Below are 24,795 nucleotides of genomic sequence, written 5' to 3'. Positions count from 1 at the left end.
ACGCGGGGAGCCATCGGGCATGGATCGCAGAACGGGGCCCATCTACGGATCGGAGGACATCGCGGCCGAGGTCGCGGCGCTGGAGGCGCGCCACGGCCAGGATCGCGACCGGCTGCGGCGCGAGCTCATCGCCTGCCTCTCGGCCGGGCTCGTCAAGGGACGGGCGGCGGTGGAGGAGAAGCTCCTCGCCGAGCAGGACGGGCTCGCCTGCGCCCGCCGGCTCTGTGCGCTCATGGACGGCGTCGTGCGGGCCGTCTACGGCGTCGTGGTGCGCCATTTCTATCGGGTGGACAATCCCTCGACCGGCGAGCGCCTCGCCGTCGTCGCCACCGGCGGCTACGGCCGTGGCACGATGGCGCCGGGCTCGGACGTCGATCTCCTCTTCCTCCTCCCTTATAAGAAGACCGCCTGGAGCGAGAGCGTCGTCGAGGCGATGCTCTACATCCTGTGGGACCTCAAGCTGAAGGTGGGCCACGCCACGCGCTCGGTGGACGATTGCCTGCGCGAGGCGCGGGCGGACATGACGATCCGCACCGCGCTGCTCGAGACGCGCTATCTCACCGGCGAGAAGGCGCTCTACGAGGACTTCCTCACGCGGTTCGATGCCGAGATCGTCGAGGGCACGGCCCAGGCCTTCGTCGAGGCCAAGCTCGCCGAGCGCGACGCGCGCATCTCCCAGCGCGGCGCCTCGCGTTATCTCGTCGAGCCCAACGTCAAGGAAGGCAAGGGCGGCCTGCGCGACCTCAACACCCTGTTCTGGATCGCCAAATACGTCTATCGCGTGCGCGACCAGCGCCAACTCGTCAAGGCGGGGCTGTTCACCCAGGCCGAATACAAGCTGTTCCACCGCTGCGAGGAATTCCTCTGGCGGGTGCGCTGCCACATGCATTTCGCCACCGGCCGGGCGGAGGAGCGCCTGTCCTTCGACCTGCAGCGCCTCATCGCCGCCCGCATCGGCTACGGCGCCCACGGCGGGCTCTCGGCGGTCGAGCGCTTCATGAAGCGCTATTTCCTCGTCGCCAAGGACGTCGGCGACCTGACGGCGATCGTCTGCGCGGCCCTCGAGGCGCGGCAGGAGAAGCCGCGCGCCATGCTCGACCGCTTCGTGCGCCGCCTGCGCGGATCCCGGCGCAGCGCCCTCGAGGTGGCGGGCTTCGCCATCGAGAACAACCGCATCACCGTGGTCGACGAGGAGGTGTTCCTGCGCGATCCGGTCAACCTCATCCGCCTGTTCTGGCTGGCCGACCGGCACAACCGCGCCATCCACCCCGACGCGAGCCGCCTCGCCACCCGCTCGCTCAAGCTCATCGACCGGGCGGTGCGCGAGGACCAGGAGGCGAACCGTCTCTTCCTCGACATCCTGACCTCGCGCAATGCGCCGGAGGTCGTGTTGCGGCGCATGAACGAGGTCGGCGTGCTCGGCCGCTTCGTGCCGGATTTCGGCCGCATCGTCGCGATGATGCAGTTCAACATGTACCACCACTACACGGTGGACGAGCACCTTTTGCGCTCTGTCGGCGTCCTCGCCGAAATCGAGGCCGGGCGGCTCGAGGCCGAGCATCCGCTCGCGAACAGCATCATCGGGGGCATCCGCCACCGGCGCGTGCTCTATGTGGCGCTCTTCCTGCACGACATCGCCAAGGGGCGGGACGAGGACCATTCCATCGCCGGGGCGCGCGTCGCCCGGCGGCTCGGCAGGCGCTTTGGCCTCGACGAGGGCGAGATCGACACCCTCGCCTGGCTCGTCGAGAACCATCTCGTCATGTCCACGGTCGCCCAGAGCCGCGACCTGGCCGATCCGCGCACCATCGCCGATTTCGCCGCCCTCGTGCAGACGATGGAACGACTCAAGCTGCTCCTCATCCTCACCGTCTGCGACATCAAGGCGGTGGGGCCGGGGGTGTGGAACGGGTGGAAGGGCGAGCTGCTGCGCACGCTCTATTACGAGACGGAACTCGTGCTGTCCGGCGGCCACTCGGGCGTCGGGCAGGCGGAGCGCGTCCGGCGCGCCCAGGCCGCCCTGCGCGAGGCCCTGCCGGACTGGACGGACGCGGCCTTCGAGGCTTATGCCGGACGGCATTATCCTGCCTACTGGCTCAAGGTGGAACTGCCGCGCCGCGTGAAGCACGCCCGTTTCCTTGCTGCAGCGGAAGCGCGCGGCGACACGACGGCGACGGCTGTCGAGACCGACGGCTTTCGCGGGGTGACGGAACTGACCGTGCTCGCTCCGGATCACCCGCGCCTCCTGGCCATCATCACCGGCGCCTGCGCCTCGGCCGGCGGCAACATTGTGGATGCGCAGATCTTCACGACGACCGACGGGCTGGCGCTCGACACCATCTTCGTCTCGCGTGCTTTCGTCGAGGACGAGGACGAACTGCGCCGGGGCGAGCGCATCGCCCGCGCTATCGAGCGGGCGCTGAAGAGCGAGGTGCGAATCGCCGATCTCGTCGATTCGAGGCGGCCCTCGTCGGGGCGCGAGCGCATGCGCGCCTTCCACGTGCCGCCGGAGGTGGCGCTCGACAACAAGCTGTCGCAGCGCCACACGGTCATCGAGGTCTCCTGCCTTGACCGGCCGGGGCTGCTCTACGACCTCACGACGGCGCTCGGCAAGCTCAACCTCAACATCGGCTCAGCCCATATCGCCACCTTCGGCGAGAAGGCCGTGGACGTGTTCTACGTAACGGATCTCACCGGGGCCAAGATCGTCAGCGGCAGCCGCCAGGCGGCCATCAGGCGCACGCTGATGGAGGCGCTGCGCAAGGAGGACGACGGCCATCCGCCCGGGCGCGGCGAAGCGGCGCGCACGAAGGCAAGTCCTTGATTTTTCCGCTACGAGGGCTGATATCGGCCTCAATATCGTTCAAGCCAGCAACGGAACAGCATGACCCAGAAGCCGACCCGACCCGAGCCGGTCGACGAGACCCTTGCCGCGGCCGATGCTCCTGAGAATGCGGCGCCGGAGGCGGCGCAGGCCGCGAGCGAGGCACTCGAGGCCCTCGTCAGCGAGCGCGACGACCTCAAGGACAAGCTGCTGCGCACCCTGGCCGAGATGGAGAATCTGCGCCGGCGCACCGAGCGCGAGGTGGCGGACGCGCGCGCCTATGGCATGACCAGCTTCGCCCGCGACATGCTGACGGTCGCCGACAACATCCAGCGCGCACTTGAGAGCGTACCGCCAGAGGTGCGCGACAGCGACACCGTCAAGCCCTTCGTCGAAGGCGTTGAACTGACCGAGCGCGACCTCCTCAAGACGCTCGAGCGGCACGGTGTGCGGAAGCTCACCCCTCAGGGTGAGCGCTTCGACCCCAACCTGCATCAGGCGATGTTCGAGGTGCCGGACCCGAGTGTGCCCAACGGCACCGTGGTCCAGGTGGTGCAGGCGGGCTTCGTGATCGGCGAGCGTGTGCTGCGGCCGGCCCTCGTCGGCGTCTCCAAGGGCGGCCCCAAGCCCGGCAACGGGGATAACGACGCGACCGCGCCGGGTGGCGAGCCGAAGCTCCAGTAAGCCGGGCGCGGGCACCCTGGCCACCTCCGTCGGCAGACGTTGTCGTCCCGCCTTTGGAGGGACGATGCGTTGCCACCGGCGGAGGAGACGATGCCCGGCACCTTCGTAGGGAACGAGCTGGCACCGACAACGTCGAGGCGGCCAAGGCCTTCTACGCCGAGATGCTCGGCTGGAGCTTCGAGCCCTTCGCCATGCCTGACGGCGATTATTTCGTCGCGAGGGTCGGCGAGACCTTCGCCGGCGGCGTGACGGGCCTTGCCTGCGGCGCCCTGCCGGAAGCCCGCGAGCCCTACTGGTTCTCCTTCATCAGCGTGGCCGACGTCGATGCAGCGATCGCGCGGGCCCTCGCCCTCGGCGGCAGCATCGTGCGCGCGGTGGTCGACGTCCCCAATGTCGGGCGCGTCGCCATCGTGCGCGATCCGCAGGGGGGCGCCGATCGGCTGGATGACGCCTGTCGGCTGAGCCTTACGAACCGACCGACAGGCCGGCGGCGATGGTGCGGGCGCGCTGCTCGAGGTCGCCGCGCTGGTTCTCGCGCGCCATGACGACGAGGCGCAGGTAGTTGGAGCGCTCGAACCGTACGATCTGCATCAGGAACAGGCGCTGCTTGGTGCGCACGTCATCGGCGGTGGCGACGATCTCGTGCATTGGCACGCCGTTCTCGTCCTTGCCTTCGATGCGCTGGATGGCGAGATTGGCGATTCCGGGCAGCGTGGAGAAGGCCTGCTTGGCGAAACGGTCCTGCTCCAGCGTGCCGGGAATGGCCGCTTCGCCCGAGGAGACGATGACGAGCGGCTGCTCGGCCTCGCGCACCACGTCCTTGGGGCCCTGCGTCATCAGCACGCTGTTGCCGGTGGCGACGCGCACGATGCGGAAGCCGGCGAGTTCGCCCATGCGGAAGGGCAGGGAGGCGAGTTGCTCGTCGACGCCCGGCGGCGCGCGGAAGGCGATCGTCTTCAGGCTCTTCTCGACGGTTGCGCTGTCATAGCCGGCGGTCGTCGCTGGCGCCTGCACCGTCACGAGGGCGGTGGTCTTGCCGTTGGTCGCCACCAGAATCCATTTATCGAAGACGGTGGTGCCCTGTTTCTGCGTACCCTCGACGAGAAAGGCCTTGAGCCCTTTGCCGAGCGCGAAGGGCGCGCGCTTGCGCACCGTGACGCCCTGGCCCTTGAGCGCGTCGGCATTGAAGCCCTTTTCGATGTCGGCATAGGCCTCGGCCGGCATTTCGACGATGATGATGCTGGCGCCCGCCCTCTCGTCGACATAGCCGGAGAACTGGCCGGCCGGCGTCATCGATGGTGGCGGCTCGAACCCGACGCTGAGGCCCGGAAGGAAGGGCGGCTCGGCGGCGCGCACGGAGGGCGCGGCGCTCAGGCCCGCGACCACCACGAGGGCCATCGTGACAAGACGCGGCAGCAGGGATGCCATACGCTCGTTCTCCTTGCGGGGCGGGCAGCGTGGCGGTGCCGCCGTCCGATGATGGTTTGTCAGGGCCGCGTGACGCGGCGCAGGGTCAGATTGATCCGGCCCGGCTCGCGGAGCAAGGTCGAAGTGCCCGGCATGATCCTGTCGATGCCGTGAAAGGCGAGCCGCGCCGGCCCACCGAAGAGCAAGGCGTCGCCCGAGGCGAGGCGCAGCGAGACCGTGGGATCGCGCCGGCCGGTGCCGCCGATGCGAAACAGGGCGGTGTCGCCGAGCGACAAGGAGAGGACGGGCGCGTCGAAATCCTCCTCGTCCCTGTCCTGGTGCAGACCCATGCGCGCGCCGGGGCCGTAGAAGTTGACGAGGCACGCCTCCGGCGGATGCGGATAGCCGGCAAGCGCCTGCCATGCCTCCATGAGGGCGGCGGGGATCCTGGGCCATGGCCTGCCGGTCTCGGGATGGGTCGGCTGATAGCGGTAGCCTGTCTCGTCCGAGACCCAGCCGAGCGGGCCGCAGTTCGTCATGCGCACCGAGAAGGGCTTGCCGGTGCGCGGCATGCGCGGGGTGTAGAACGGCGCCTCGCGCACCACCTCGCGCAGGGCGGCGGCGAGCGCGTCCTGCGCCGGACGGTCGAGATAGCCGGGCCAGTGCAGGACGCCCGGCCGCAGTTCCAGCGCCTGTGTCATCGCCCTCGTGGCCGAACCTCAGCCCTTGAGCACGTCCTTCGATTCGACCGTCGTGTCCGCCTTGAGGCGATAGACGAGCGGCTCGCCCGTGGCGAGCTCCATCGTCGGGATCGTCTCGGGTGTCAGCCGGTCGAGCACCATCACGAGGGCGCGCAGGCTGTTGCCGTGGGCGGCCACGAGCACCTTCTCGCCGCGCATCACGCGCGGAAGGATCTCGCCGATGTAATAGGGCAGCACGCGGGCCGCCGTGTCCTTCAGGCTCTCGCCGCCGGGCGGCGGCACGTCATAGGAGCGGCGCCAGACGTGCACCTGCTCCTCGCCCCACCGCTTGCGCGCGTCGTCCTTGTTGAGGCCCGACAGCTCGCCGTAGTCGCGCTCGTTGAGCGCCTGGTCGCGGATGGTCTCGAGGTTCTCCTGGCCGAGTTCCTTGAGGATGAGGTCGCAGGTGTGCTGCGCGCGGCTCAGGTCCGAGGTGAAGGCGATGTCGAAGGTGAGGCCGAGCGCCTTGAGGCGCTTGCCGGCGGCCTTCGCCTCGGCCACGCCCTGCTCGGTGAGGCCCGGATCCTTCCAGCCGGTGAAGAGATTTTTCAGGTTCCAGTCGCTCTGGCCGTGGCGGACGAGGACGAGAAGACGCTCCATTGGTATCTCCGGATCGGGTTGGCTTACAGCGCGGCGATGCCGAGCACGTCGGACATGGTGTAGAGGCCGGCCGGGCGCTCGCGCGCCCACAGCGCTGCGCGCAGGGCGCCGCGGGCGAAGAGCGCCCGGTCGTCGGCCTTGTGGGTGAGCTCGATGCGCTCGCCGTCGCCGGCGAAGACCACGGTGTGCTCGCCGATGACGGAGCCGCCGCGCAGGGTGGCGAAGCCGATGTCGCCGGCCCGGCGCGCGCCGGTGTGGCCGTCGCGCACCCGCACGGCATGCTCGCGCAGGCCGACCGCGCGGCCCTCCGCGGCAGCTTCGCCGAGCATGAGAGCCGTGCCGGAGGGGGCGTCCACCTTCATGCGATGGTGCATCTCCAGCACCTCGATGTCGAATTCCGGCCCGAGCGTCGCCGCGACGCGGCGCACCAGCGCCGTCAGCAGGTTGACGCCGAGGCTCATGTTGCCGGACTGGACGATCCGCGTCGTGCGCCCGGCCTCGGCGAGCACGGCAAGATCGCTATCCGTCAAGCCGGTTGTGCCGACGACATGGACGATGCCGGCCCCGGCCGCGGCGCGGGCGAAGGCGGCTGTGGCGGCGGGGGCGGTAAAGTCGATGACGCCGTCGGCCTCGGCGAAGGCGGCCGCGACGTCGTTCGTCACCGGGATGCCGAGGTTGCCGGTGCCGGCAAGATCGCCCGCGTCCTTGCCGATGAAGGGCGAGCTCTCGCGCTCGACAGCGGCAGCAAGGATCGCGCCGGGTGTCTCATGAACGGTTTTGACGAGCATGCGTCCCATGCGTCCGGCTGCTCCGACGACGACGAGCCGCATGTCCGCCATGGTTTCCCTCCCGCGCTGGCCGGCGCCGCTGCGCCCGACCGTGGCCGGTGGTATAGCGGCGCGGGGGGCTTGCGCCAAGACCGCGTCGGTAAGGATCGTGCCCGCATCGTGATCAGGCGAGCGCCAGCACCATGGCGGCGCGGCGGGCCGAATCATGGCCGTGCCGCGCCTCCTCGGCCAATTGCTCGCGCAGGAAGGGCGGATGCTCCTCCGGCGCCATCTCGCGAAAGCCGAGCGAGGCGTAATAGGGCCCGTTCCAGGCAATGTCGCGATAGGTGGTCAGCGTGACCTTGGCAAAACCCTGCCGGCGCGCCTCGAGGCAGACGGCGGCGATGAGCGCGCGGCCGAGGCCGCGCCCTTGGTGCGGCAGGGCAACCGAGATCTCGCCGATATGGACCATGCCGCCACACGGCCGGGCGAAGAGGAAGGCGACGGGCACGTCGTCCGCGTCGGCCGCGACCCAGTGCCAGCCGAGGTGGCGCGCATGGGTCTTGACCGGTGCGGGCGGCTCATCGGCGACCCAGGCAAGATCGCTCGCCCGGAAGCGTTCGCCGGCCGAGCGCTCGACGTCCGGCAGGCGGGCGAGGTCCGCCGCCTGCGTCGGCCTTGTGCGGTAAGGGGCGGGCGCGCCGGGCTCACCCGTCGGACGGCTGCGGTCCGTCATAGCCCTCGATGATGATGATGTCGGCGATGGCATGGCCATCGCGCTTGGCCTTGGCGGCCTTGTACTCGGGCGAGTGCCAGCAGGCGACGGCGGCCTCCCGGTCCGGGAACTCTATGACGACATTGCGCTGGCGCGCGCCGCCTTCCACGGCCTCGAAAGCGCCGCCGCGCACGAGGAAGCGGGCCCCGTACTTGCGGAAGGCGTCGCCGTTGGCGGCGACATAGGCCTTGTAGGCCTCCGGGTCCTCGACGTCGACGCGGCCGATCCAATAGGCTTTTGCCATTCTCTCCTCCCTCAGGCGGTCAGGTTTGCGGAAATCTCGGCGACGATCGCCTCGGCCGCTGCGCGTGGATCGCTCGCGGCCGTCACCGGCCGGCCGACGACGAGGTGGTCGGCCCCGGCGCGGATCGCCTCGCCCGGCGTCATCACGCGCTTCTGGTCGCCGACGGCGCTGCCGGCCGGGCGCACGCCCGGCGTGACGAGCAGCATGGACGGGCCGAGGGCGGCACGCAGGGCGGCCGCCTCGTGCGGCGAGATGATGAGGCCGTCGATGCCGATGTCCTTCGCCTGATCGGCGCGGCGGCGCACGGTCGGCCCGACGCCCTCAGCATAGCCGGCGGCGACGAGATCGTCGTCGTCGTAGGAGGTCATCACGGTCACGGCGAGGAGCTTCAGACCCGTGCCGGCACGCCCGGCATGGGCGGCGCGCATCGTCTGCGGATAGCCGTGGACGGTGAGGAGATGCACGCCGAGCCGTGCCACCTGGGCCGTCGCACGCTCGACCGTGTTGGGGATGTCGTGCAGCTTGAGGTCGAGGAAGACCTTCTTGCCCGCCTTCACGAGCCGCTCGGCGACGGCGAGGCCACCCCCGCCGTAAACGAGCTCCATGCCGATCTTGTAGAAGCTGACGGCATCGCCGAGCCTGTCGACGAGTGCCAGGGCCTCGTCGGCGCTCGGCACGTCGAGCGCGGTGATCAGGCGATCGCGAGCGTTCGTCTGCATGGACGTATCCTTTGCGGCTGGTCGAAGGGGCGCCAGCCGTGTAGCACCTTCCGCGGCCCGCTGTCGAAGGCGAATATCGGGAAGGCGAAGAGATTGCCGCCGCCCGGCGCCTGGTCGAAGCGCCGTGTGATCGCCTCGCCCGTGAGGTGGCAGTAGAGCAGCGTGCCGACGCCGCCATGGCCGACGAAGCAGACATCGCGGCTGCCGTCCTCGCCCTTGAGCGCGCCTTCGACGGCGGTGACGATGCGCCGCTGGGCGTCGCGGGCCCGTTCCCAGCCGCGGATGCTCTCGTCCGGATGAGCGAAGAAGAGATTCGCCGTCGCCTCGAACTCCGGCGGCGGCAGGAAGCCGGTGGCCGAGCGGTCGTTCTCGTGCATGGCCTCGCGCACCTCGACGGCAAGGCCGAGGTGCTCGGCAAGGATCGTGGCGGTCTCGACGGCCTTGCGCTCGGTGGAGGAGACGATGCGGCCGATACGGCGCGTCCAGGCAAGGCCGGCGGTGTCGCGTACGCGCTCGCGGCCGCGGTCTGACAGGCCCCACTCGGGCACGGGCACGACAGGATCGATGGCGACCTGAGGATGCGTCAGGTAGAAGGCCGTGGCCACGCGCTACGCCCGACGGGCGCGATAGACCCATACGCGTGCCGGCGGCAGGTTCCACCACACGCGGTTGGAGGCAGTCACAGAATAATGCGCGGCGTCCTTCGGGATGGGCGGCACCACCGCGTAGGTGAACTGGACGAAGGGCGCCCCGCTCCGCATCAGGTCGAAGGCGTCGTTCAGCAGCGCGACCCGCATGGGCAGGGGTTTCGTGAACAGCGGCAGGCTAGAGACAACGGCGGCGGCGGGACGGGCGGCGCTATCGCCGAGGGTTTCCGCCAGGCCGTAGGCATCGCCCTCGACGACGGTGGCCGCCGGGAAGCGGCGCCTGAGCAGCTTGCAGAAATCGGGATTGAACTCGACGAGGATGAGGCGCTCGGGCGCCACGCCGCGGCGGATGATCGCCTCGGTGACAGGTCCCGTGCCCGGGCCGAGCTCGATGACCGGGCCGTCGAGATGCGGGTCGACATAGCTTGCCATGGTGCGGGCGAGCATCCGCCCCGAGGGGCTGACCGCACCCGTGACGAGCGGGCGCTCGACCCAGGACTTGAGGAAGCGGGCTTCGTCTTCGAGCGGGGGCTTTTCCTCGCGGCGGCGCAGCTCAATCACGGATCGACACTTTCCGGTCTTTCGGGACGAACAATAGCTGGAACAGCCAGCCGGCGCGGTCAAGCCCCTTGCCGGTCAGGCATTGCCGCTGACGCCGCCGCCGAAGCCTTCGAAGAAGTCCTTGACGCGCGAGAAGAAGCCGGTGCTTTCCGGATGCGTCTCGCGCGAGGATTCTTCCTCGAATTCCATGAGCAGCTCGCGCTGGCGCTTGGTGAGCTTCTGCGGCGTCTCGACCACTACCTGGATGTAGAGATCACCGAAATCACGCGAGCGCAGTACCGGCATGCCCTTGCCCCTGAGGCGGAACTGCTTGCCGGTCTGGGTGCCCTCGGGCACTTTCACGCGGGCTTCGCCGCCGTCGACCGTCGGTACGTCGAATTCCCCGCCGAGCGCGGCCGTGACCATCGAGATCGGCACACGACAGAACAGGTCCGCCCCATCGCGCTGGTAGATGGGATGCGGCTTCAACGACAGGAAGATGTAGAGGTCGCCGCTCGGTCCGCCGCGCAGGCCCGCCTCGCCTTCGCCGGCAAGGCGGATGCGCGTGCCGTCCTCGACGCCCGGAGGGATGTTGACGGAGAGCGTGCGCTCGCGCGTCACGCGCCCCGCGCCCGAACAGGCGGCGCATGGGTCGTCGATGATCTCGCCGCGGCCGTGGCAGGCTGGGCAGGTGCGCTCAATGGCGAAGAAGCCCTGGGAGGCGCGGACGCGGCCGTAACCGCCGCAGGTCGGGCATTGGCGCGGCTGCGAGCCGAGCTTGGCGCCCGAGCCGTCGCAGGCTTCGCAGACGATCGAGGTCGGCAATGTGATCGTCGCGGTCTTGCCCTTGTAGGCGTCCTCAAGCGTGATCTCGAGGTTGTAGCGCATATCGGCGCCCCGTTCGCGGCCGCCACCGGCATTACCGCGGCCGCGGGCGCCTGCGCGGCCCATGAAGTCGCCGAACAGGTCGTCGAAGATGTCCGCCATGGAAGAGGCGAAGTCAGCGCCGAAGCCTTGGGCGCCGTTCATGCCGCCGCCCTGCTCGAAGGCGGCATGGCCGAAGCGGTCATAGGCCGCGCGTTTTTGCGGGTCCTTCAGGGCCTCGTAGGCCTCGTTGATTTCCTTGAAGCGCGCTTCAGCGGCATGGTCGCCAGGGTTGCGGTCGGGATGGTAGCGCATGGCGAGCTTGCGAAAGGCGCTCTTGAGCTCGCCATCAGAAGCGCCGCGCTCAACGCCGAGTATTTCGTAGTAGTCAGCCTTGGCCATGCGACCTCGTCCTCGACGATCGAACCGGGCCGATCCCCTGGGCCTTCTCCATGCGGACGCCATGCCGGCGCGCGGGAGATGAATTCAACATGCAATGACGAGGGGACCCGGCGCAAGCGCCGGGCCCCGTTATGCGCGGGTTACGCGCTCTTCTTCTTGTCGTCGTCGACTTCCTGGAAGTCGGCATCGATCACGTCGTCCTTGGCCTGACCTGCGCCATCGGCGGATTCAGCGCCGGCCTCACCGCCTTGCGAGGCCTGGTAGATGGCCTCGCCGAGCTTCATGGAGGCCTGCATCAGGTCGTTGGTCTTGGCCTGGATGCCGGCGATATCCTCACCCTCGAGCGCGGTCTTGAGGGCGGCGATCGCATCCTCGATGGCGCCCTTCTCGGCAGCCCCCACCTTGTCGCCGTGCTCCTTGAGCGACTTCTCGGTGGCGTGGATGAGACTCTCGCCCTGGTTCCTCGCCTCGACCAACTCGCGCCGCTTCTTGTCCTCGGCGGCGTGGGCCTCGGCGTCCTTCACCATCTTCTCGATGTCCGCCTCCGACAGGCCACCCGAGGCCTGGATGCGGATGGCCTGCTCCTTGCCGGTCGCCTTGTCCTTGGCCGAGACGTTGACGATGCCGTTGGCGTCGATGTCGAAGGTCACCTCCACCTGCGGCACGCCGCGCGGGGCCGGCGGCAGGCCGACGAGGTCGAACTGGCCGAGCAGCTTATTGTCGGCCGCCATCTCGCGCTCGCCCTGGAAGACGCGGATGGTGACCGCCGTCTGGTTGTCCTCGGCGGTGGAGAACACCTGGCTCTTCTTGGTGGGGATGGTCGTGTTGCGCTCGATGAGGCGCGTGAAAACACCGCCCAACGTCTCGATGCCGAGCGACAGCGGGGTCACGTCGAGGAGCAGCACGTCCTTGACGTCGCCCTGCAGCACGCCGGCCTGGATGGCGGCGCCGATGGCCACCACCTCGTCCGGATTGACGCCCTTGTGCGGCTCCTTGCCGAAGAACTGCTTCACGACCTCCTGCACCTTGGGCATGCGCGTCATGCCGCCGACGAGGACAACCTCGTCGATGGCGCCGGCGGAGAGGCCCGCATCCTTCAGCGCCTTGCGGCACGGCTCGATGGTGCGCTGGATGAGATCATCGACCAGCGCCTCGAACTTGGCACGCGTCAGCTTCAGCGCCAGATGCTTCGGCCCGGAGGCATCGGCTGTGATATAGGGCAGGTTGATCTCGGTCTGCTGCGCCGAGGACAGCTCGATCTTCGCCTTTTCGGCGGCCTCCTTGAGGCGCTGCAGGGCGAGCTTGTCCTTGCGCAGGTCGATACCCTGCTCCTTCTTGAATTCGTCGGCGAGATACTCGACGAGGCGCATATCGAAGTCTTCACCGCCGAGGAAGGTGTCGCCGTTGGTCGACTTCACCTCGAAGACGCCGTCGCCGATCTCCAGGATCGAGATGTCGAAGGTGCCGCCGCCGAGGTCGTAGACAGCGATCGTGCCGTTCGACTTCTTGTCGAGGCCGTAGGCAAGCGCGGCCGCTGTCGGCTCGTTGATGATGCGCAGCACCTCGAGGCCGGCGATCTTGCCGGCGTCCTTCGTGGCCTGGCGCTGGGCGTCGTTGAAATAGGCCGGAACAGTGATGACGGCCTGCTCGACCTTCTGGCCGAGATAGGCTTCTGCCGTCTCCTTCATCTTCTGCAGCGTGAAGGCGGAGATCTGCGACGGCGAATATTCCTTGCCGTCGGCCGTGACCCAGGCGTCGCCGTTGCCCGCCCTGACGATCTTGTAGGGCACAAGGCCCATGTCCTTCTTCGTCATCGGGTCGTCGAAGGTGCGGCCGATGAGGCGCTTGATGGCGAAGAAGGTGCGCTCGGGGTTCGTCACCGCCTGGCGTTTGGCCGGCTGGCCGACGAGGCGCTCGCCGTCGTCGGTGAAGGCGACGATGGAGGGCGTCGTGCGGGCGCCTTCCGCGTTCTCGATCACCTTGGGCGTCGTGCCTTCCATCACAGCGACGCAAGAATTGGTGGTGCCGAGGTCGATACCGATAACCTTACCCATGGATGTGATCCCTCACTTTCAAGCAGACCGCCGTGCCGGATCCCGAAGCGATCCGGCCCATGGCTTGACTCTAACCAAACTCAGGCACATCGCGGCCTTGGCTGTCGCGCTGCGCCCCTAACCGACAATCCGCACGTCGGGCGCGTATATAAGGACAGGCCCTGCGGCAGGCAAGGCGACTGTCACATGCGCCCGGCGGCGGTGTCTTCTGCCATGAGATGGATGCGGGGGTGGCGCTTCGCAAGGCTTGCGGCCGCACCTGCCCGCGGCTTGCCCTGAACGGGAGGCGGCTTCAGCCGCCTGCCCGTCCGGCCTCCCAGCCGAGGATGGCCTGCTTGCGCGTAAGGCCCCAGTGATAGCCGGTGAGGGCGCCCGAACGGCCGAGCACACGGTGGCATGGTACGACGAAGGAGATGGGATTCTTGCCGACGGCAGCGCCGACGGCGCGAGCCGCGCTCGGCTTGCCGATGTGCTCTGCAACCTGCGAATAGGTGGTGGCGCGGCCGAGCGGTACCTTGAGCAGGGTGCGCCACACGCGCACCTCGAAGTCCGTGCCGATGAGGACGACCTTGAGCGGCCGGTCGGCCCGCCACATGGCGGGATCGAAGATGCGCGCGGCGAGCGGCCTGGTCACGGAGGTGTCTTCCACGTAATGCGCCCGAGGCCAGCGCCGGCGCATGTCGGCGAGCGCGGCCTCGCGGTCGCCCCCGTCAACGAAGCCAAGGCCGGCGAGGCCGCGGTCCGTGGCGACGAGGATGGCCTCACCGAAGGGCGAGGGGTGGAAGCCGTAGGACATGACGAGGCCCGCGCCGCCGGCCTTGTAGGCACCCGGCGTCATCGCCTCGTGGGTGACGAAGAGATCGTGCAGGCGACCAGGGCCCGACAGTCCCACTTCGTAGGCCGTTTCGAGTACGCTTGCGGAGGCATCGAGCAGGGCCCGCGCGTGGTCGAGCGTGATCGCCTGCAGGAAGGCCTTGGGGGAGAGGCCGCACCAGCGCCGGAAGAGATTGTGCACCTGCGTCGTCGTCAGGCCTGCATGGGCGGCCATGTCGTCGAGCGAGGGCTGGCTGCGCCAGCGCTCGGAGATGAAGGCGATGATGCGCCGCACGCGCTCATAGTCGCCGGCGGCCGTAGCCGCACCCTCCGTGACGGGCAGGTCGTCGACGGCGGGCAGGGTCTTGATCGCGCTGTCCAGCATGGTCCGGCAAATCCTCCGGCGGCAAGCATAGGCATCGCGCCGGCCCGTGCCACCCGAAAGCTGCTCGGCCTCTCTTTGTCAACACAGCCTAGAGGCAAGTCCGCTCCGCTGACGCCAATCCCGCTCTCCGCGGCGACGACCGCCACTGGGCTGCGCCCCACGACCGCCTCGTCGCCTCCGAGCCGCCCGAGAGCCTCGGGCAGGATCTCGTCGGCGAGACCTGGGATCTCGTCCTGTAGGGCGCCCCTGCCCCTCAGCCGCCGACGTTGAAGGCTGCGAGCGCCGCCATGTTGACGATGTCGCTGTCCTTGGCGCCGAGCGGTACGATCTGTACCGGCTTGTCGAGCCCGACGATGAGCGGGCCGATGACTGTGGAGCCGCCGAGTTCCTGCAGCATCTTCGTCGAGATCGAGGCCGAGTGGAAAGCCGGCATGACGAGCACGTTCGCCGGCCCTGACAGGCGGCAGAAGGGATAGACGCTCATCACGTCGCGGTTGAGCGCGACATCCGCCGCCATTTCGCCGTCGTACTCGAAGTCGCAGCGCCGCCCGTCGAGGATGCGCACCGCCTCCTGCACGCGCTCGGAGCGCTCGCCCGTCGGATGGCCGAAGGTGGAGAAGGCGAGCATGGCGACCCGCGGCTCGTAGCCGAGGCGACGGGCGACGCCCGCGGCCTCCACCGCGATCTCCGCAAGATCCTTCGCGCCCGGCATCTCCGTGATGGCCGTGTCGGCGACGAGGACGGTGCGCCCGCGCGCCAGCACGATGGAGACGCCGATGACCCGATGGCCCGGCTTCACGTCGATGACGCGGCGCACGTCCTCGAGGGCGATGGAATAGTTGCGCGTCGTGCCCGTCACCATCGCGTCGGCGTCGCCGAGTGCCACCATGGCGGCCGCGAAGTGGTTGCGGTCCTGGTTGATGAGGCGCTGGCAGTCGCGGAAGAGATAGCCCTTGCGCTGCAGCCGGTCGTAGAGGAACTGCGCATAGGTGGCGTTGCGATGCGACAGGCGGGCGTTGTGTACCTCGATGCCGTCCTTGGCCTCGAGGTCGATGCCCGCAAGCCGCGCCGTCTCGTAGACGCGCTCCTCGCGTCCGACGAGGATGGCCGTGCCCAGTCCCTGGTTGACGAAGGACGCAGCAGCGCGGATGACCTGCTCCTCCTCACCTTCGGCGAAGACCACGCGCTTCGGAAACCGCCTGACGCGCTCGAAGATGCGGTTGAGCGTGCCCGCCACCGGATCGCGCCGGGCCGAGAGCTGCGCCTTGTAGCCGCGCATGTCGACAATCGGTCGCCGTGCCACGCCCGTGTCCATTGCCGCCCGGGCGACGGCGGAAGGCACCACGTGGATGAGGCGCGGATCGAACGGCACGGGGATGATGTAGTCGCGCCCGAAGCGCGGGCGCGCGCCCTGGTAGGCGGCCGCCACCTCGTCCGGCACGTCCTCGCGCGCGAGGTCGGCGAGCGCCTGGGCCGCGGCAATCTTCATCTCCATGTTGATGGTCGTCGCCTGCACGTCGAGCGCGCCGCGGAAGATGTAGGGAAAACCGAGAACGTTGTTGACCTGGTTGGGATAGTCCGAGCGGCCCGTCGCCATGATGGCGTCGTCGCGAATGGCCGCGACCTCCTCCGGCAGGATCTCCGGGTCCGGGTTCGCCATGGCGAAGATGATGGGGTTCGGCGCCATGGAGGCGATCATCTCCGCCGTCAGCGCCCCCTTGGCGGAAAGGCCGAAGACGACGTCGGCGCCGTCGAGCGCGTCGGCGAGGCTGCGCGCCTTCGTCTCGGCGGCATGGGCCGACTTCCACTGGTTCATGCCCTCCTGGCGGCCCTTGTAGACGGCGCCCTTGGTGTCGCACAGGATGACATTGTTGGGCGCGAAGCCCATGGCCTTGATGAGTTCCGCGCAGGCGATGCCGGCGGAGCCGGCCCCATTGATCACGAGCCGCGTCGACTTCACGTCCCGGCCGGTCAGGTGCAGCGCGTTGATGAGCCCCGCCGCGGCGATGATGGCCGTGCCGTGCTGATCGTCGTGGAAGACCGGGATGTCCATCAGCTCGCGCAGGCGCTCCTCGATGATGAAGCAGTCCGGCGCCTTGATGTCCTCAAGATTGATGCCACCGAAGGAGGGCCCGAGATAGCGCACCGCGTTGATGAAGGCGTCTGGATCCTCGGTGTCGACCTCGAGGTCGATTGAATCGACGTCGGCGAAGCGCTTGAAGAGGACGGACTTGCCCTCCATCACCGGCTTGGAGGCGAGCGCGCCGAGGTTGCCGAGGCCGAGGATGGCGGTACCGTTGGAGATGACGGCGACGAGATTGCCCTTGGTCGTGTAGTCGTAGGCGACGCTCGGATCCTCGTGGATCGCCTTCACCGGCACGGCGACGCCCGGCGAATAGGCGAGCGAGAGGTCGCGCTGGGTCGCCATCGGCTTGGTGGGCACCACCTCCAGCTTGCCGGGCCGCCCCTGCGCATGGAACTGGAGGGCTTCCTGGTCGGTGAAGGTCGGGCGGGAGCGGCGCTTGGCGGTATCCATCGTCTTATTGTCTCGGGCGTTTCCTGTCGGGGGCGAGACCTTACGGCAGTCGTGCGATCCCCCTCAAGCGAAGTTCTCCACGATTTCTGCAAAACATCCATGCAACGGTGGATGAAACGCCCGTAAGGCTCTGCTAGCGTCCCCGCCCATGAGCCGGGAAGTCAGCGCTGCGAAGGACGATCTGGAGGAGACCGGCGGCAGCGCCGCCGCGCCTGCCGCCACGCACAAGGCCGCGCGCTCCGAGGCCGAGCCCCAGCGCATGACGCCGATGATGGCGCAGTATGTGGAAATCAAGGCGGCGCACGCGGACTGTCTCCTCTTCTACCGGATGGGCGATTTCTACGAGCTGTTCTTCGAGGATGCCGAGATCGCCTCGCGCACCCTTGGCATCGTGCTCACCAAGCGCGGCAAGCACCTCGGCGAGGACATCCCCATGTGCGGCGTGCCGGTGGAGCGCGCCGAGGACTACCTGCAGCGCCTCATCGCCGCCGGCCACCGCGTCGCGGTCTGCGAGCAGACGGAAGACCCCGCCGAGGCGAGGAAGCGCGGCGGCAAGTCCGTCGTGCAGCGCGGCGTCGTGCGCCTCGTCACGCCCGGCACGATCACCGAGGACAGCCTGCTCGACCCGGCGCAGGCCAACCTCCTCGTCGCGCTCGCCCGCCGCCGCACCGGCGAGGACAGCTACGCCTACGGCCTCGCCGCCATCGACATCTCCACCGGCCGCTTCACCGTGACGGAGACCGCCGCCGCCGGGCTGTCCGCCGAAATCGCGCGGCTCGACCCGCGCGAGATCGTGGTGCCGGACACGATCTACGACGAGCCGACGCTGCGCGACCTGTGGCGCGAGCAGCGCGCCGCGGTCACGCCTCTGGCGCGCGACGGGCTCGATCCGGCCTCCGCCGAGCGGCGGCTGAAGGATTTCTTCGGCGTCGCCAGCCTCGACGCCTTCGGCGCCTTCTCGCGCGCCGAGATCGCCGCCGCGGCCGCCGCCCTCGCCTATGTCGAGCGCACGCAGCTTGCCGCCCGCCCTGCGCTGTCGCCTCCGCTACGCGAGGACGTTTCCGGCACGCTCTCCATCGATGCGGCGACGCGCGCCAATCTCGAACTGATGCGCACCCTCTCGGGCGAACGGAGCGGCAGTCTCGTTTCGACCATCGACCGCACGGTGACGCCGGGCGGCGGGCGTCTCCTCGCCGAGCGTCTCGCGAGCCCGCTGACGAGCGTCGCCGCGATCCGCGCCCGTCACGACGCCGTGGCCTTCCTCCTCGGCGAACGGCCGCTGCGCGAGCGCCTGCGCCAGGCTCTCTCCGCGGTGCCCGACATCGCCCGTGCCCTGTCGCGCCTGACGCTCGGCCGCGGCGGCCCGCGCGACCTCGCCGCCGTGCGCGACGGGCTCGCGGCGGCGGAAGCGGTCGCGTCCCTCCTCGCCAGCGCCGCCCCACCTCCGGAATTGGCGGCCGCTGCCGAAGCGATGCGTGGCGTCGCGCCGGGCCTCGCCGAAAACCTCTCCGCCGCCCTCGCCGATGAACTGCCGCTCCTGAAGCGCGACGGCGGCTTCGTGCGCGAGGGCTACGACGGGGCGCTGGACGAGGCGCGCGTGCTGCAGGTCGATTCGCGCCGCTTTATCGCCGCGCTGCAGGCCCGCTACGTCAACGAGACCGGCTGCCGGACGCTGAAGGTCAAACACAACAATGTCATCGGCTATTTCGTCGAGGTGCCACCCGCCATCGGCGAGGACCTCGTCAAGCCGCCGCACAACGCGACCTTTGTGCACCGCCAGACCATGGCGGGGGCCATGCGTTTCTCCACGACCGAGCTCGGCGAGCTTGAGGCCCGCATCGCCTCGGCGGCGGAACGCGCGCTCGGCATCGAGCTTGCCGTCTTCGAGCGGCTCGGCGATGCCGTGATCGGGGCGGGCGAGGCCATCAAGCGTGCTGCCGAGGCGCTCTCCGTCGTCGATGTCACGGCGGCGCTCGCGCTTCTTGCCGACGACCTCGGCTGGACGCGCCCCACCGTCGACGACAGCCTCGCCTTCTCCATCGCCGCCGGGCGCCATCCGGTGGTCGAGGCGGCGCTGAAGCGCGCGGGCCAGACCTTCGTCGCCAACGACTGCGCGCTTTCGCCGCCCGAGGGCGAGAAGGCCGGCCGCATCACCCTCGTCACCGGCCCCAACATGGCCGGCAAGTCGACCTTCCTGCGCCAGAACGCTCTCATCGTCGTGCTCGCCCAGATGGGTGCCTTCGTGCCGGCGGCGCGGGCCCATATCGGCATCGTCGACAAGCTGTTCTCGCGCGTCGGCGCCGCCGACGACCTCGCCCGCGGCCGCTCGACCTTCATGGTCGAGATGATCGAGACCGCGGCCATCCTCAACCAGGCGGGCGAGCGTGCGCTCGTCATCCTCGACGAGATCGGCCGCGGCACCGCGACCTTCGACGGTCTGTCCATCGCCTGGGCGGCGATCGAGCACCTGCACGAGGTCAACCGCTGCCGGTCGCTGTTTGCCACCCACTATCATGAGCTCACCGCCCTTGCCGAACGTATGCCCCGTGTGGAGAACGCGACCGTGCGGGTAAGCGAATGGAAAGGCGACGTCGTCTTCCTGCACGAGGTCGTCCCCGGTGCAGCCGACCGCTCCTACGGCATCCAGGTGGCCAAGCTCGCCGGCCTGCCGCCCCCGGTCATCGCTCGCGCCCGCGCCATCCTCGATGAGCTGGAGAAGACCGAACGGGAAAAGCCCGTCGCCACCCTCGTCGACGACCTGCCGCTCTTCGCCGCGATGCCGCCGCGCCCTGCCGCCGCGGCACCGCAGAAAGACGCGCTTGGCGAAGCACTCGACGGCATCGATCCGGACGAGATGTCACCCCGCGAGGCGCTCGAGGCGCTCTACGGCCTCAAGGCTCTGCGGGCTGAACTCAACCGCGACTGATCAGGTGGCCGCTGCAACGCGGCGCTGCCGCTTCAGCCGCAGCGTGAAGAGCATGCCGTTCCACATGACGCAGATGGCAAGGCCGATCAGCAGCGCGGCGGCCGACCCCAGGGGAATGGCGGCGAGGTGCACCGCCGTCAGCGCGGCCGCAAAGCCCGCGAGGCCATAGACGCTGCTCGCCGCGACGGCACCGGCCGCCGGCCCGCCGATGGCCCGGTGAGTCACGACGAGAATACTCGAGATGACGATGGGGAAGAGGGCGAGAATGCCCGAGGCGACCGCCCCGATATGCCAACTGACGATGCTGAGGACGCCGACGAGCGTCGCGACGGCGAGCGCGCGCAGCACGAGGTCGACCGGGCGGGGACCATCCGAGGCCGGAATCACGACCCGCGAGAAGCGCCGCGCCAGCGGCACCCCCACGGCAAGGGCCGCGGCATTGATGAGCAGGCCGAACCACAGCGGCGGCGTCATGGTGCGGATGGCGAAGGCGGCAAGGAGCCACACGCCGATCGCCCCGGCGATGCTGCCGAGCCCGCCCGCGCCACGCCGGGCGAGCACCGCATAGGTCATGGCGAAGATCACCGTGACGGCGTTGATGCTGACGCTGCCGACCGCGCTCTCGGCGATGAAGGCCGGGCCGTGGTCCATGGCGAGCACGACATAGGCCGGGCCGGCGGAGATCGGCAGCGTCGCGATCAGGCCGCCGACGAAGGGCCCCGCCTTCTGCGCCGCGAACGAGCCCGAGACAACGATCGCGGCGACGAGCACCATCTTGACCGGCAGCGCCAGGAGCGCGGCATCGAATTCCATGTCCCGGACCTTCATCCCCGACGGCGCGCAGCAGCCGCCAGACAAGGGCATAGCGCGTTGGGGCGGGCGAAGCCCGCGACGTCTTTGCAACCCTGCCCTGCCGCCGCCGAAAGCGGATACCCGCCGCAATGGCGCCGGCTTTTGTTCTCTTCCTGTTCTTGAGCGGGACCGCGATCGCCGTTAAGGTGCGCCCGGGCCGGGGGAAAGAGCATGGTGGCGAGGGTCGCGACGGTCGCGTTCGAGGGCATCGAGGCACGCGCCGTCGACGTGCAGGTGCAGATCGCGCCGGGCAATGTGGCCTTCACCATCGTCGGCCTGCCGGACAAGGCGGTGGCCGAAAGCCGCGAGCGCGTGCGCTCGGCCCTGATGGCGGCGGGGCTCGCTTTGCCGGCCAAGCGCATCACCGTCAACCTCGCCCCGGCCGACCTGCCCAAGGAGGGCTCGCACTACGACCTGCCCATCGCCCTCGCCGTGATGGCCGCCATCGGCGCGGTGCCTGCGGATGCCCTTGCCGGCTATACGGTGCTTGGCGAGCTCGCGCTCGATGCGTCCGTCACGGCCGTCGCCGGCGTGCTGCCGGCGGCGATCGCCGCCAATGCGCGCGGGCACGGCCTCATCTGCCCGGCCGCCTGCGGCCCCGAGGCGGCCTGGGCGAGCGGCGATCTCGACATCCTCGCCCCGCGCTCCCTCGTCCAGCTCGCCAACCACTTCAAGGGCACGCAGGTCATGGCCCGACCCGCGCCGGCGGTGACGCGCCCCGGCGCCGACCTGCCGGACCTGAGGGACATCAAGGGCCAGGAAAGCGCCAAGCGGGCGTTGGAAATCGCCGCCGCCGGCGGCCACAACCTGCTCATGAACGGCCCGCCAGGCGCCGGCAAGTCGATGCTGGCGCAGCGCCTGCCCTCGATCCTGCCGCCCCTCGCCCCGGCCGAGCTGCTCGAAGTGTCGATGATCCAGTCCGTCGCCGGCCTCCTCGCCGAGGGCGCCCTGACGGACCGCCGGCCCTTTCGCGCACCTCATCATTCCGCCTCCATGGCCGCGCTCGTGGGCGGCGGTCTCAGGGCCCGGCCCGGCGAGGTCTCGCTCGCCCACCACGGCGTGCTCTTCCTCGACGAATTGCCTGAGTTCCAGCCCCAGGTGCTCGACAGCCTGCGCCAGCCGCTGGAAACCGGCGAGGTGCTGATCTCACGCGCCAACCACCGTGTCAGCTACCCGGCCCGCTTCCAGCTCGTCGCCGCCATGAACCCCTGCCGCTGCGGCCGCGCCACCGAGCCCGGCTTCGCCTGCCGGCGCTCGCCCAACGAGCGCTGCATGGCGCAGTACCAGGCGCGGCTGTCCGGTCCGCTGATCGACCGCATCGACCTCGTCATCGAGGTGCCGGCCGTCACGGCGGCGGATCTCATCCTGCCGCCCCCGACCGAGGGCTCGGCGGAGGTGGCGCAGCGTGTCGCGCGCGCCCGTGCCGTGCAGAGCGCCCGCTATTCCGCGCTCGGCCTCGCCGAGGTCACCACCAATGCCCGCTGCCCCGTGCCAGTGCTCGAGGAGGTGGCGCGGCCGGACGATGCCGGCCTTGCCCTCATTCGCGAAGCGGCCGACGCCATGCGCCTCACAGCCCGCGGCTATCACCGAGTGCTGAAGGTGGCGCGCACCCTCGCCGATCTCGACGGCGAGGAACGGGTCGGGCGCCTGCATCTCGCCGAAGCGCTGTCCTACCGCACGACGCTCGAACGGCTCGCCGTACCAGCCTGAACGGCTTAACGGGCGATTCAGCACGCCTGCCAACGCAATCTCAACGCCTCCATGGGAGTTTGCGCAGCAACGAAAAGCTGAGCTGATCTGCCGGATGGACCTTCTGACCACCTCTCATGACCTCGTGACCGGCGCTGCCGCGCTGATCGCTGTCGCGACCGTGGTTTGGCTCATCGCCCGGCGTCGGCGGACGCTTCTTTCCCAGATCGACCGGCTCGAAGCGGAGATCGAGACGCTGCACGATTCGGTATGGGAACTGTCCGAAAGCCGCGAGCATTATCGCAGCCTGGTCGAAGCCCAGGGCGACGTCATCGTGCGCCGCGCCCAGGACGGGCACATCATCTACTGCAACGACGCCTTCGCCCGCCTCGCCGGCCGGTCGCGCGAGGAACTCATCGGCAGCCACTGGCAACCGGTGGTGCGCGAGATCAGCGACGTACGCCTGTCGACGACAGGTGCGCGCATCTTCGACGAGGCCATCGAGTTCGGCAGCGGCATCGTCTGGATCTCGTGGATTGAGACCCTCGCCATCGGCGACAGCGGCGCCGAGCGCCAGCGCGTCGGCCGCGACGTGACGAGCCGCGTCGCGGCCGAACACGACCTGCTCGACGCACGCCACCGCGCCGAGGCGGCGAGCGAGGCCAAGTCCCGCTTCCTCGCCACCGTCAGCCACGAGGTGCGCACGCCGCTCAACGGCATTCTCGGCATGGCCGATCTGCTCGCCGACACGCGCCTCGATCCCGAGCAAGCGACCTATGTGCGCGCCGTCAAGACCTCCGGCGAGGTGCTGCTGTCGCTCATCGACGACATCCTCGACTTCTCCAAGATCGAGGCCGGCAAGATCGCCCTCGTGCAGGAGCCGTTCGACCTGCGCAGCCTTGTCGAGAACGTCGTTGAGCTTCTGGCCCCGCGGGCTCAGGGCAAGGGTATCGAGATCGCGAGCTTCGTTGCACCCGACCTACCGTCGCTCGTCATGGGCGACCGCGATCGCCTGCGCCAGGTGCTGATGAACCTCGCCGGCAATGCGGTGAAGTTCACCGACCAGGGTGGCGTCGGAGTCAGCATCGAGGTCGAGTCCGACGGACTCATTGCCTTCAGCGTCGCCGACACCGGTCCCGGCATCCCCAAGAGCCGCCAGGACGCCGTCTTCCGCGAGTTCGAGCAGGTGGACGACACGGCGAGCCGCCGCCATGGCGGCACCGGCCTCGGCCTCGCCATCTGCCGGCACATCGTCGAGCGCATGGGCGGCACCATCACCGTCGAGAGCGAGGAGGGCCGCGGCGCCACCTTTCGCTTCACTATCGCTCTCGCGAGTGTCGGCGGCGACAGCCGCACCGCGCTGCCGCCGCCGACCAAGGTCGATCTTTCCGGCAAGCGCGTGCTCATCATCGCCCACTCGCCCTTCGAGGCGCCCTTCATCGCCCGTCGGCTCACCGCGGCCGGGGCGAGCGCCGAGATCTGCGAAAGCGAAGAAGCCGCGAGCGCGGCGATGACAGCCGGCAGCTATGACGTCGTCCTCACCGACTGCGCACTTGGCGAAGAGGCGGCGCGCCGCCTCGCCGCCCTCGCCCGGCGTTCCGGCGTGCGGCGCAGCCTCGTCCTCCTCTCGCCCTTCGAGCGGCGCGAGTTCGGCCCGCCGGCTGCCGCCGGCTTCGACGGCTATCTGGTGAAACCGGTGCGCGCCCTGTCCCTGATGCAACAGATCGCGCACGAGCCCACTGCGCTGCCGCCGCAGCAGATCCATTCGGCGCAGGCCCAGGCCCTGCCGCCGCCGGGCGGACACGAGCCGCGCCGCCGGCGCGTCCTCCTGGCCGAGGACAACGAGATCAACGCGCTGCTCGCCCTCAAGCTCCTCGAAGCGGCGGGGGCCGAGACGCTTTGGGTGCGTGACGGTGTCAAGGCCGTCGTGGCCATGCGGCGGGTACTTGCCGGCCACGAGGAACCGTTCGACCTCGTGCTGATGGACGCGCGCATGCCAGAAATGGACGGTCTCGAGGCGGTGCGCCGCATCCGCGCTGCCGAGGCCGCCCATCCGCGCCCGGTGCATGCGCGAATCGTCATGTTGACGGCAAACGCCTTCGCCGAGGACCGCGCGGCGGCCCTGGCGGCCGGGGCCGACGACTTTCTTGCCAAACCGTTTGAACGTCAGAAGATTCAAGAACTTGTTGATGGCGCCGGTACTGCCGGCGTGGCTCGGGCCTGAGCTCATCGCCCCATCTCGTCGTTGTCACAAAACTTTCCGAGGCTTATGGTTCCGTTAAGATATGCGGCGGATTGGCTGCGTCGGCAAACCGGCGCGCCGGGCT

The 24,795-nt window shown here is 69.3% G+C and carries 20 protein-coding genes; 6 read left to right on the top strand and 14 right to left on the bottom strand.

Annotated elements, in window-relative coordinates; translation table 11 throughout:
- The first annotated feature begins 19 nt into the window (after positions 1 to 19).
- Genes ASC46_RS18420 through ASC46_RS18410 form a run of 3 tightly spaced genes read left to right on the top strand, consistent with a single transcriptional unit; the run spans position 20 to position 4,053 of the window.
- Positions 20 to 2,824: a [protein-PII] uridylyltransferase gene (locus ASC46_RS18420; RefSeq protein WP_055460759.1), complete on the top strand. Its 2,805-nt coding sequence runs from the start codon at positions 20 to 22 to the stop codon at positions 2,822 to 2,824.
- Positions 2,825 to 2,884: 60 nt separating this feature from the next.
- On the top strand, positions 2,885 to 3,508 hold the full coding sequence (gene grpE, locus ASC46_RS18415) for a nucleotide exchange factor GrpE (protein ID WP_055460758.1): 624 nt from the start codon (positions 2,885 to 2,887) through the stop codon (positions 3,506 to 3,508).
- A gap of 53 nt (positions 3,509 to 3,561) precedes the next feature.
- On the top strand, positions 3,562 to 4,053 hold the full coding sequence (locus tag ASC46_RS18410) for a VOC family protein (protein WP_245280621.1): 492 nt from the start codon (positions 3,562 to 3,564) through the stop codon (positions 4,051 to 4,053).
- On the opposite strand, the gene ASC46_RS18405 is transcribed toward ASC46_RS18410, so the two are convergent.
- The 13 genes from ASC46_RS18405 to ASC46_RS18345 all read right to left on the bottom strand — a co-directional run bounded on the left by ASC46_RS18405 (position 3,974) and on the right by ASC46_RS18345 (position 17,001).
- Positions 3,974 to 4,936 carry a hypothetical protein gene (locus ASC46_RS18405; protein ID WP_055460757.1) on the bottom strand — a complete coding sequence of 321 codons (963 nt, stop codon included), beginning with the start codon at positions 4,934 to 4,936 and terminating at the stop codon, positions 3,974 to 3,976. The genes ASC46_RS18410 and ASC46_RS18405 overlap by 80 nt on opposite strands.
- A gap of 59 nt (positions 4,937 to 4,995) precedes the next feature.
- The gene (locus tag ASC46_RS18400) at positions 4,996 to 5,616 is read right to left on the bottom strand and encodes an alpha-ketoglutarate-dependent dioxygenase AlkB family protein (protein ID WP_055460756.1); all 621 of its coding nucleotides are present in this window, start codon (positions 5,614 to 5,616) and stop codon (positions 4,996 to 4,998) included.
- Positions 5,617 to 5,634: 18 nt separating this feature from the next.
- A complete protein-coding gene (locus ASC46_RS18395; RefSeq protein WP_055460755.1) occupies positions 5,635 to 6,255 on the bottom strand; it encodes a 2,3-bisphosphoglycerate-dependent phosphoglycerate mutase in 621 nt (206 codons plus the stop codon).
- Between the two features lie 23 nt (positions 6,256 to 6,278).
- Positions 6,279 to 7,085: a 4-hydroxy-tetrahydrodipicolinate reductase gene (gene dapB / locus ASC46_RS18390; protein ID WP_055460793.1), complete on the bottom strand. Its 807-nt coding sequence runs from the start codon at positions 7,083 to 7,085 to the stop codon at positions 6,279 to 6,281.
- 121 nt (positions 7,086 to 7,206) lie between these two features.
- On the bottom strand, positions 7,207 to 7,758 hold the full coding sequence (locus tag ASC46_RS18385) for a GNAT family N-acetyltransferase (RefSeq protein ID WP_055460754.1): 552 nt from the start codon (positions 7,756 to 7,758) through the stop codon (positions 7,207 to 7,209).
- Positions 7,730 to 8,041, bottom strand: coding sequence for a DUF1330 domain-containing protein (locus ASC46_RS18380; protein WP_019403854.1), 312 nt, complete (start codon positions 8,039 to 8,041; stop codon positions 7,730 to 7,732). The genes ASC46_RS18385 and ASC46_RS18380 overlap by 29 nt, the downstream gene beginning before the upstream one ends.
- Before the next feature lie 11 nt (positions 8,042 to 8,052).
- Positions 8,053 to 8,760, bottom strand: a complete 708-nt coding sequence (gene pyrF, locus ASC46_RS18375) for an orotidine-5'-phosphate decarboxylase (protein WP_055460753.1) — start codon at positions 8,758 to 8,760, stop codon at positions 8,053 to 8,055.
- Positions 8,733 to 9,365, bottom strand: coding sequence for a histidine phosphatase family protein (locus tag ASC46_RS18370; RefSeq protein WP_055460752.1), 633 nt, complete (start codon positions 9,363 to 9,365; stop codon positions 8,733 to 8,735). Before ASC46_RS18370 ends, pyrF begins: the two co-directional genes overlap by 28 nt.
- Positions 9,366 to 9,368: 3 nt before the next feature.
- Positions 9,369 to 9,968, bottom strand: a complete 600-nt coding sequence (locus ASC46_RS18365) for a class I SAM-dependent methyltransferase (RefSeq protein ID WP_055460751.1) — start codon at positions 9,966 to 9,968, stop codon at positions 9,369 to 9,371.
- A 75-nt stretch (positions 9,969 to 10,043) separates the two neighbouring features.
- Complete coding sequence (gene dnaJ / locus ASC46_RS18360; protein ID WP_055460750.1) at positions 10,044 to 11,213, bottom strand: molecular chaperone DnaJ; 1,170 nt, start codon at positions 11,211 to 11,213, stop codon at positions 10,044 to 10,046.
- A 140-nt stretch (positions 11,214 to 11,353) separates the two neighbouring features.
- The gene (gene dnaK, locus ASC46_RS18355) at positions 11,354 to 13,267 is read right to left on the bottom strand and encodes a molecular chaperone DnaK (RefSeq protein ID WP_055460749.1); all 1,914 of its coding nucleotides are present in this window, start codon (positions 13,265 to 13,267) and stop codon (positions 11,354 to 11,356) included.
- A gap of 292 nt (positions 13,268 to 13,559) precedes the next feature.
- Positions 13,560 to 14,465: a bifunctional helix-turn-helix domain-containing protein/methylated-DNA--[protein]-cysteine S-methyltransferase gene (locus ASC46_RS18350; RefSeq protein WP_055460748.1), complete on the bottom strand. Its 906-nt coding sequence runs from the start codon at positions 14,463 to 14,465 to the stop codon at positions 13,560 to 13,562.
- A gap of 253 nt (positions 14,466 to 14,718) precedes the next feature.
- Positions 14,719 to 17,001, bottom strand: a complete 2,283-nt coding sequence (locus tag ASC46_RS18345) for an NADP-dependent malic enzyme (RefSeq protein WP_055460747.1) — start codon at positions 16,999 to 17,001, stop codon at positions 14,719 to 14,721.
- Positions 17,002 to 17,149: 148 nt separating this feature from the next.
- Between ASC46_RS18345 and mutS the strand changes: the two genes are divergently transcribed.
- Positions 17,150 to 19,927: a DNA mismatch repair protein MutS gene (gene mutS / locus ASC46_RS18340; RefSeq protein WP_055460746.1), complete on the top strand. Its 2,778-nt coding sequence runs from the start codon at positions 17,150 to 17,152 to the stop codon at positions 19,925 to 19,927.
- On the opposite strand, the gene ASC46_RS18335 is transcribed toward mutS, so the two are convergent.
- Positions 19,928 to 20,740 carry a hypothetical protein gene (locus ASC46_RS18335; protein WP_055460745.1) on the bottom strand — a complete coding sequence of 271 codons (813 nt, stop codon included), beginning with the start codon at positions 20,738 to 20,740 and terminating at the stop codon, positions 19,928 to 19,930. It lies immediately after the preceding gene.
- A 210-nt stretch (positions 20,741 to 20,950) separates the two neighbouring features.
- On the opposite strand from ASC46_RS18335, the gene ASC46_RS18330 reads away from it, so the two are divergent.
- Together ASC46_RS18330 and ASC46_RS18325 are read left to right on the top strand one after the other, a co-directional pair.
- On the top strand, positions 20,951 to 22,489 hold the full coding sequence (locus tag ASC46_RS18330; RefSeq protein ID WP_055460744.1) for a YifB family Mg chelatase-like AAA ATPase: 1,539 nt from the start codon (positions 20,951 to 20,953) through the stop codon (positions 22,487 to 22,489).
- A 94-nt stretch (positions 22,490 to 22,583) separates the two neighbouring features.
- On the top strand, positions 22,584 to 24,692 hold the full coding sequence (locus ASC46_RS18325) for an ATP-binding protein (protein WP_055460743.1): 2,109 nt from the start codon (positions 22,584 to 22,586) through the stop codon (positions 24,690 to 24,692).
- Positions 24,693 to 24,795: the final 103 nt, after the last annotated feature.

Origin of the sequence: Chelatococcus sambhunathii (assembly GCF_001418005.1) — a bacterium.
Lineage (GTDB): Bacteria > Pseudomonadota > Alphaproteobacteria > Rhizobiales > Beijerinckiaceae > Chelatococcus_A > Chelatococcus_A sambhunathii.
This window is presented reverse-complemented; position numbering and strand designations above follow the sequence as displayed.

Bases quoted from the DNA above. Each gene is read 5' to 3' on its own strand.
- ASC46_RS18420 (WP_055460759.1), top strand. From the start codon at position 20: ATGGATCGCAGAACGGGGCCCATCTACGGATCGGAGGACATCGCGGCC.
- grpE (WP_055460758.1), top strand. From the start codon at position 2,885: ATGACCCAGAAGCCGACCCGACCCGAGCCGGTCGACGAGACCCTTGCC.
- ASC46_RS18405 (WP_055460757.1), bottom strand. From the start codon at position 4,936: ATGGCATCCCTGCTGCCGCGTCTTGTCACGATGGCCCTCGTGGTGGTC.
- ASC46_RS18400 (WP_055460756.1), bottom strand. From the start codon at position 5,616: ATGACACAGGCGCTGGAACTGCGGCCGGGCGTCCTGCACTGGCCCGGC.
- ASC46_RS18395 (WP_055460755.1), bottom strand. From the start codon at position 6,255: ATGGAGCGTCTTCTCGTCCTCGTCCGCCACGGCCAGAGCGACTGGAAC.
- dapB (WP_055460793.1), bottom strand. From the start codon at position 7,085: ATGCGGCTCGTCGTCGTCGGAGCAGCCGGACGCATGGGACGCATGCTC.
- ASC46_RS18385 (WP_055460754.1), bottom strand. From the start codon at position 7,758: ATGACGGACCGCAGCCGTCCGACGGGTGAGCCCGGCGCGCCCGCCCCT.
- ASC46_RS18380 (WP_019403854.1), bottom strand. From the start codon at position 8,041: ATGGCAAAAGCCTATTGGATCGGCCGCGTCGACGTCGAGGACCCGGAG.
- pyrF (WP_055460753.1), bottom strand. From the start codon at position 8,760: ATGCAGACGAACGCTCGCGATCGCCTGATCACCGCGCTCGACGTGCCG.
- dnaJ (WP_055460750.1), bottom strand. From the start codon at position 11,213: ATGGCCAAGGCTGACTACTACGAAATACTCGGCGTTGAGCGCGGCGCT.
- dnaK (WP_055460749.1), bottom strand. From the start codon at position 13,267: ATGGGTAAGGTTATCGGTATCGACCTCGGCACCACCAATTCTTGCGTC.
- ASC46_RS18350 (WP_055460748.1), bottom strand. From the start codon at position 14,465: ATGCTGGACAGCGCGATCAAGACCCTGCCCGCCGTCGACGACCTGCCC.
- ASC46_RS18345 (WP_055460747.1), bottom strand. From the start codon at position 17,001: ATGGATACCGCCAAGCGCCGCTCCCGCCCGACCTTCACCGACCAGGAA.
- mutS (WP_055460746.1), top strand. From the start codon at position 17,150: ATGAGCCGGGAAGTCAGCGCTGCGAAGGACGATCTGGAGGAGACCGGC.
- ASC46_RS18335 (WP_055460745.1), bottom strand. From the start codon at position 20,740: ATGGAATTCGATGCCGCGCTCCTGGCGCTGCCGGTCAAGATGGTGCTC.
- ASC46_RS18330 (WP_055460744.1), top strand. From the start codon at position 20,951: ATGGTGGCGAGGGTCGCGACGGTCGCGTTCGAGGGCATCGAGGCACGC.
- ASC46_RS18325 (WP_055460743.1), top strand. From the start codon at position 22,584: ATGGACCTTCTGACCACCTCTCATGACCTCGTGACCGGCGCTGCCGCG.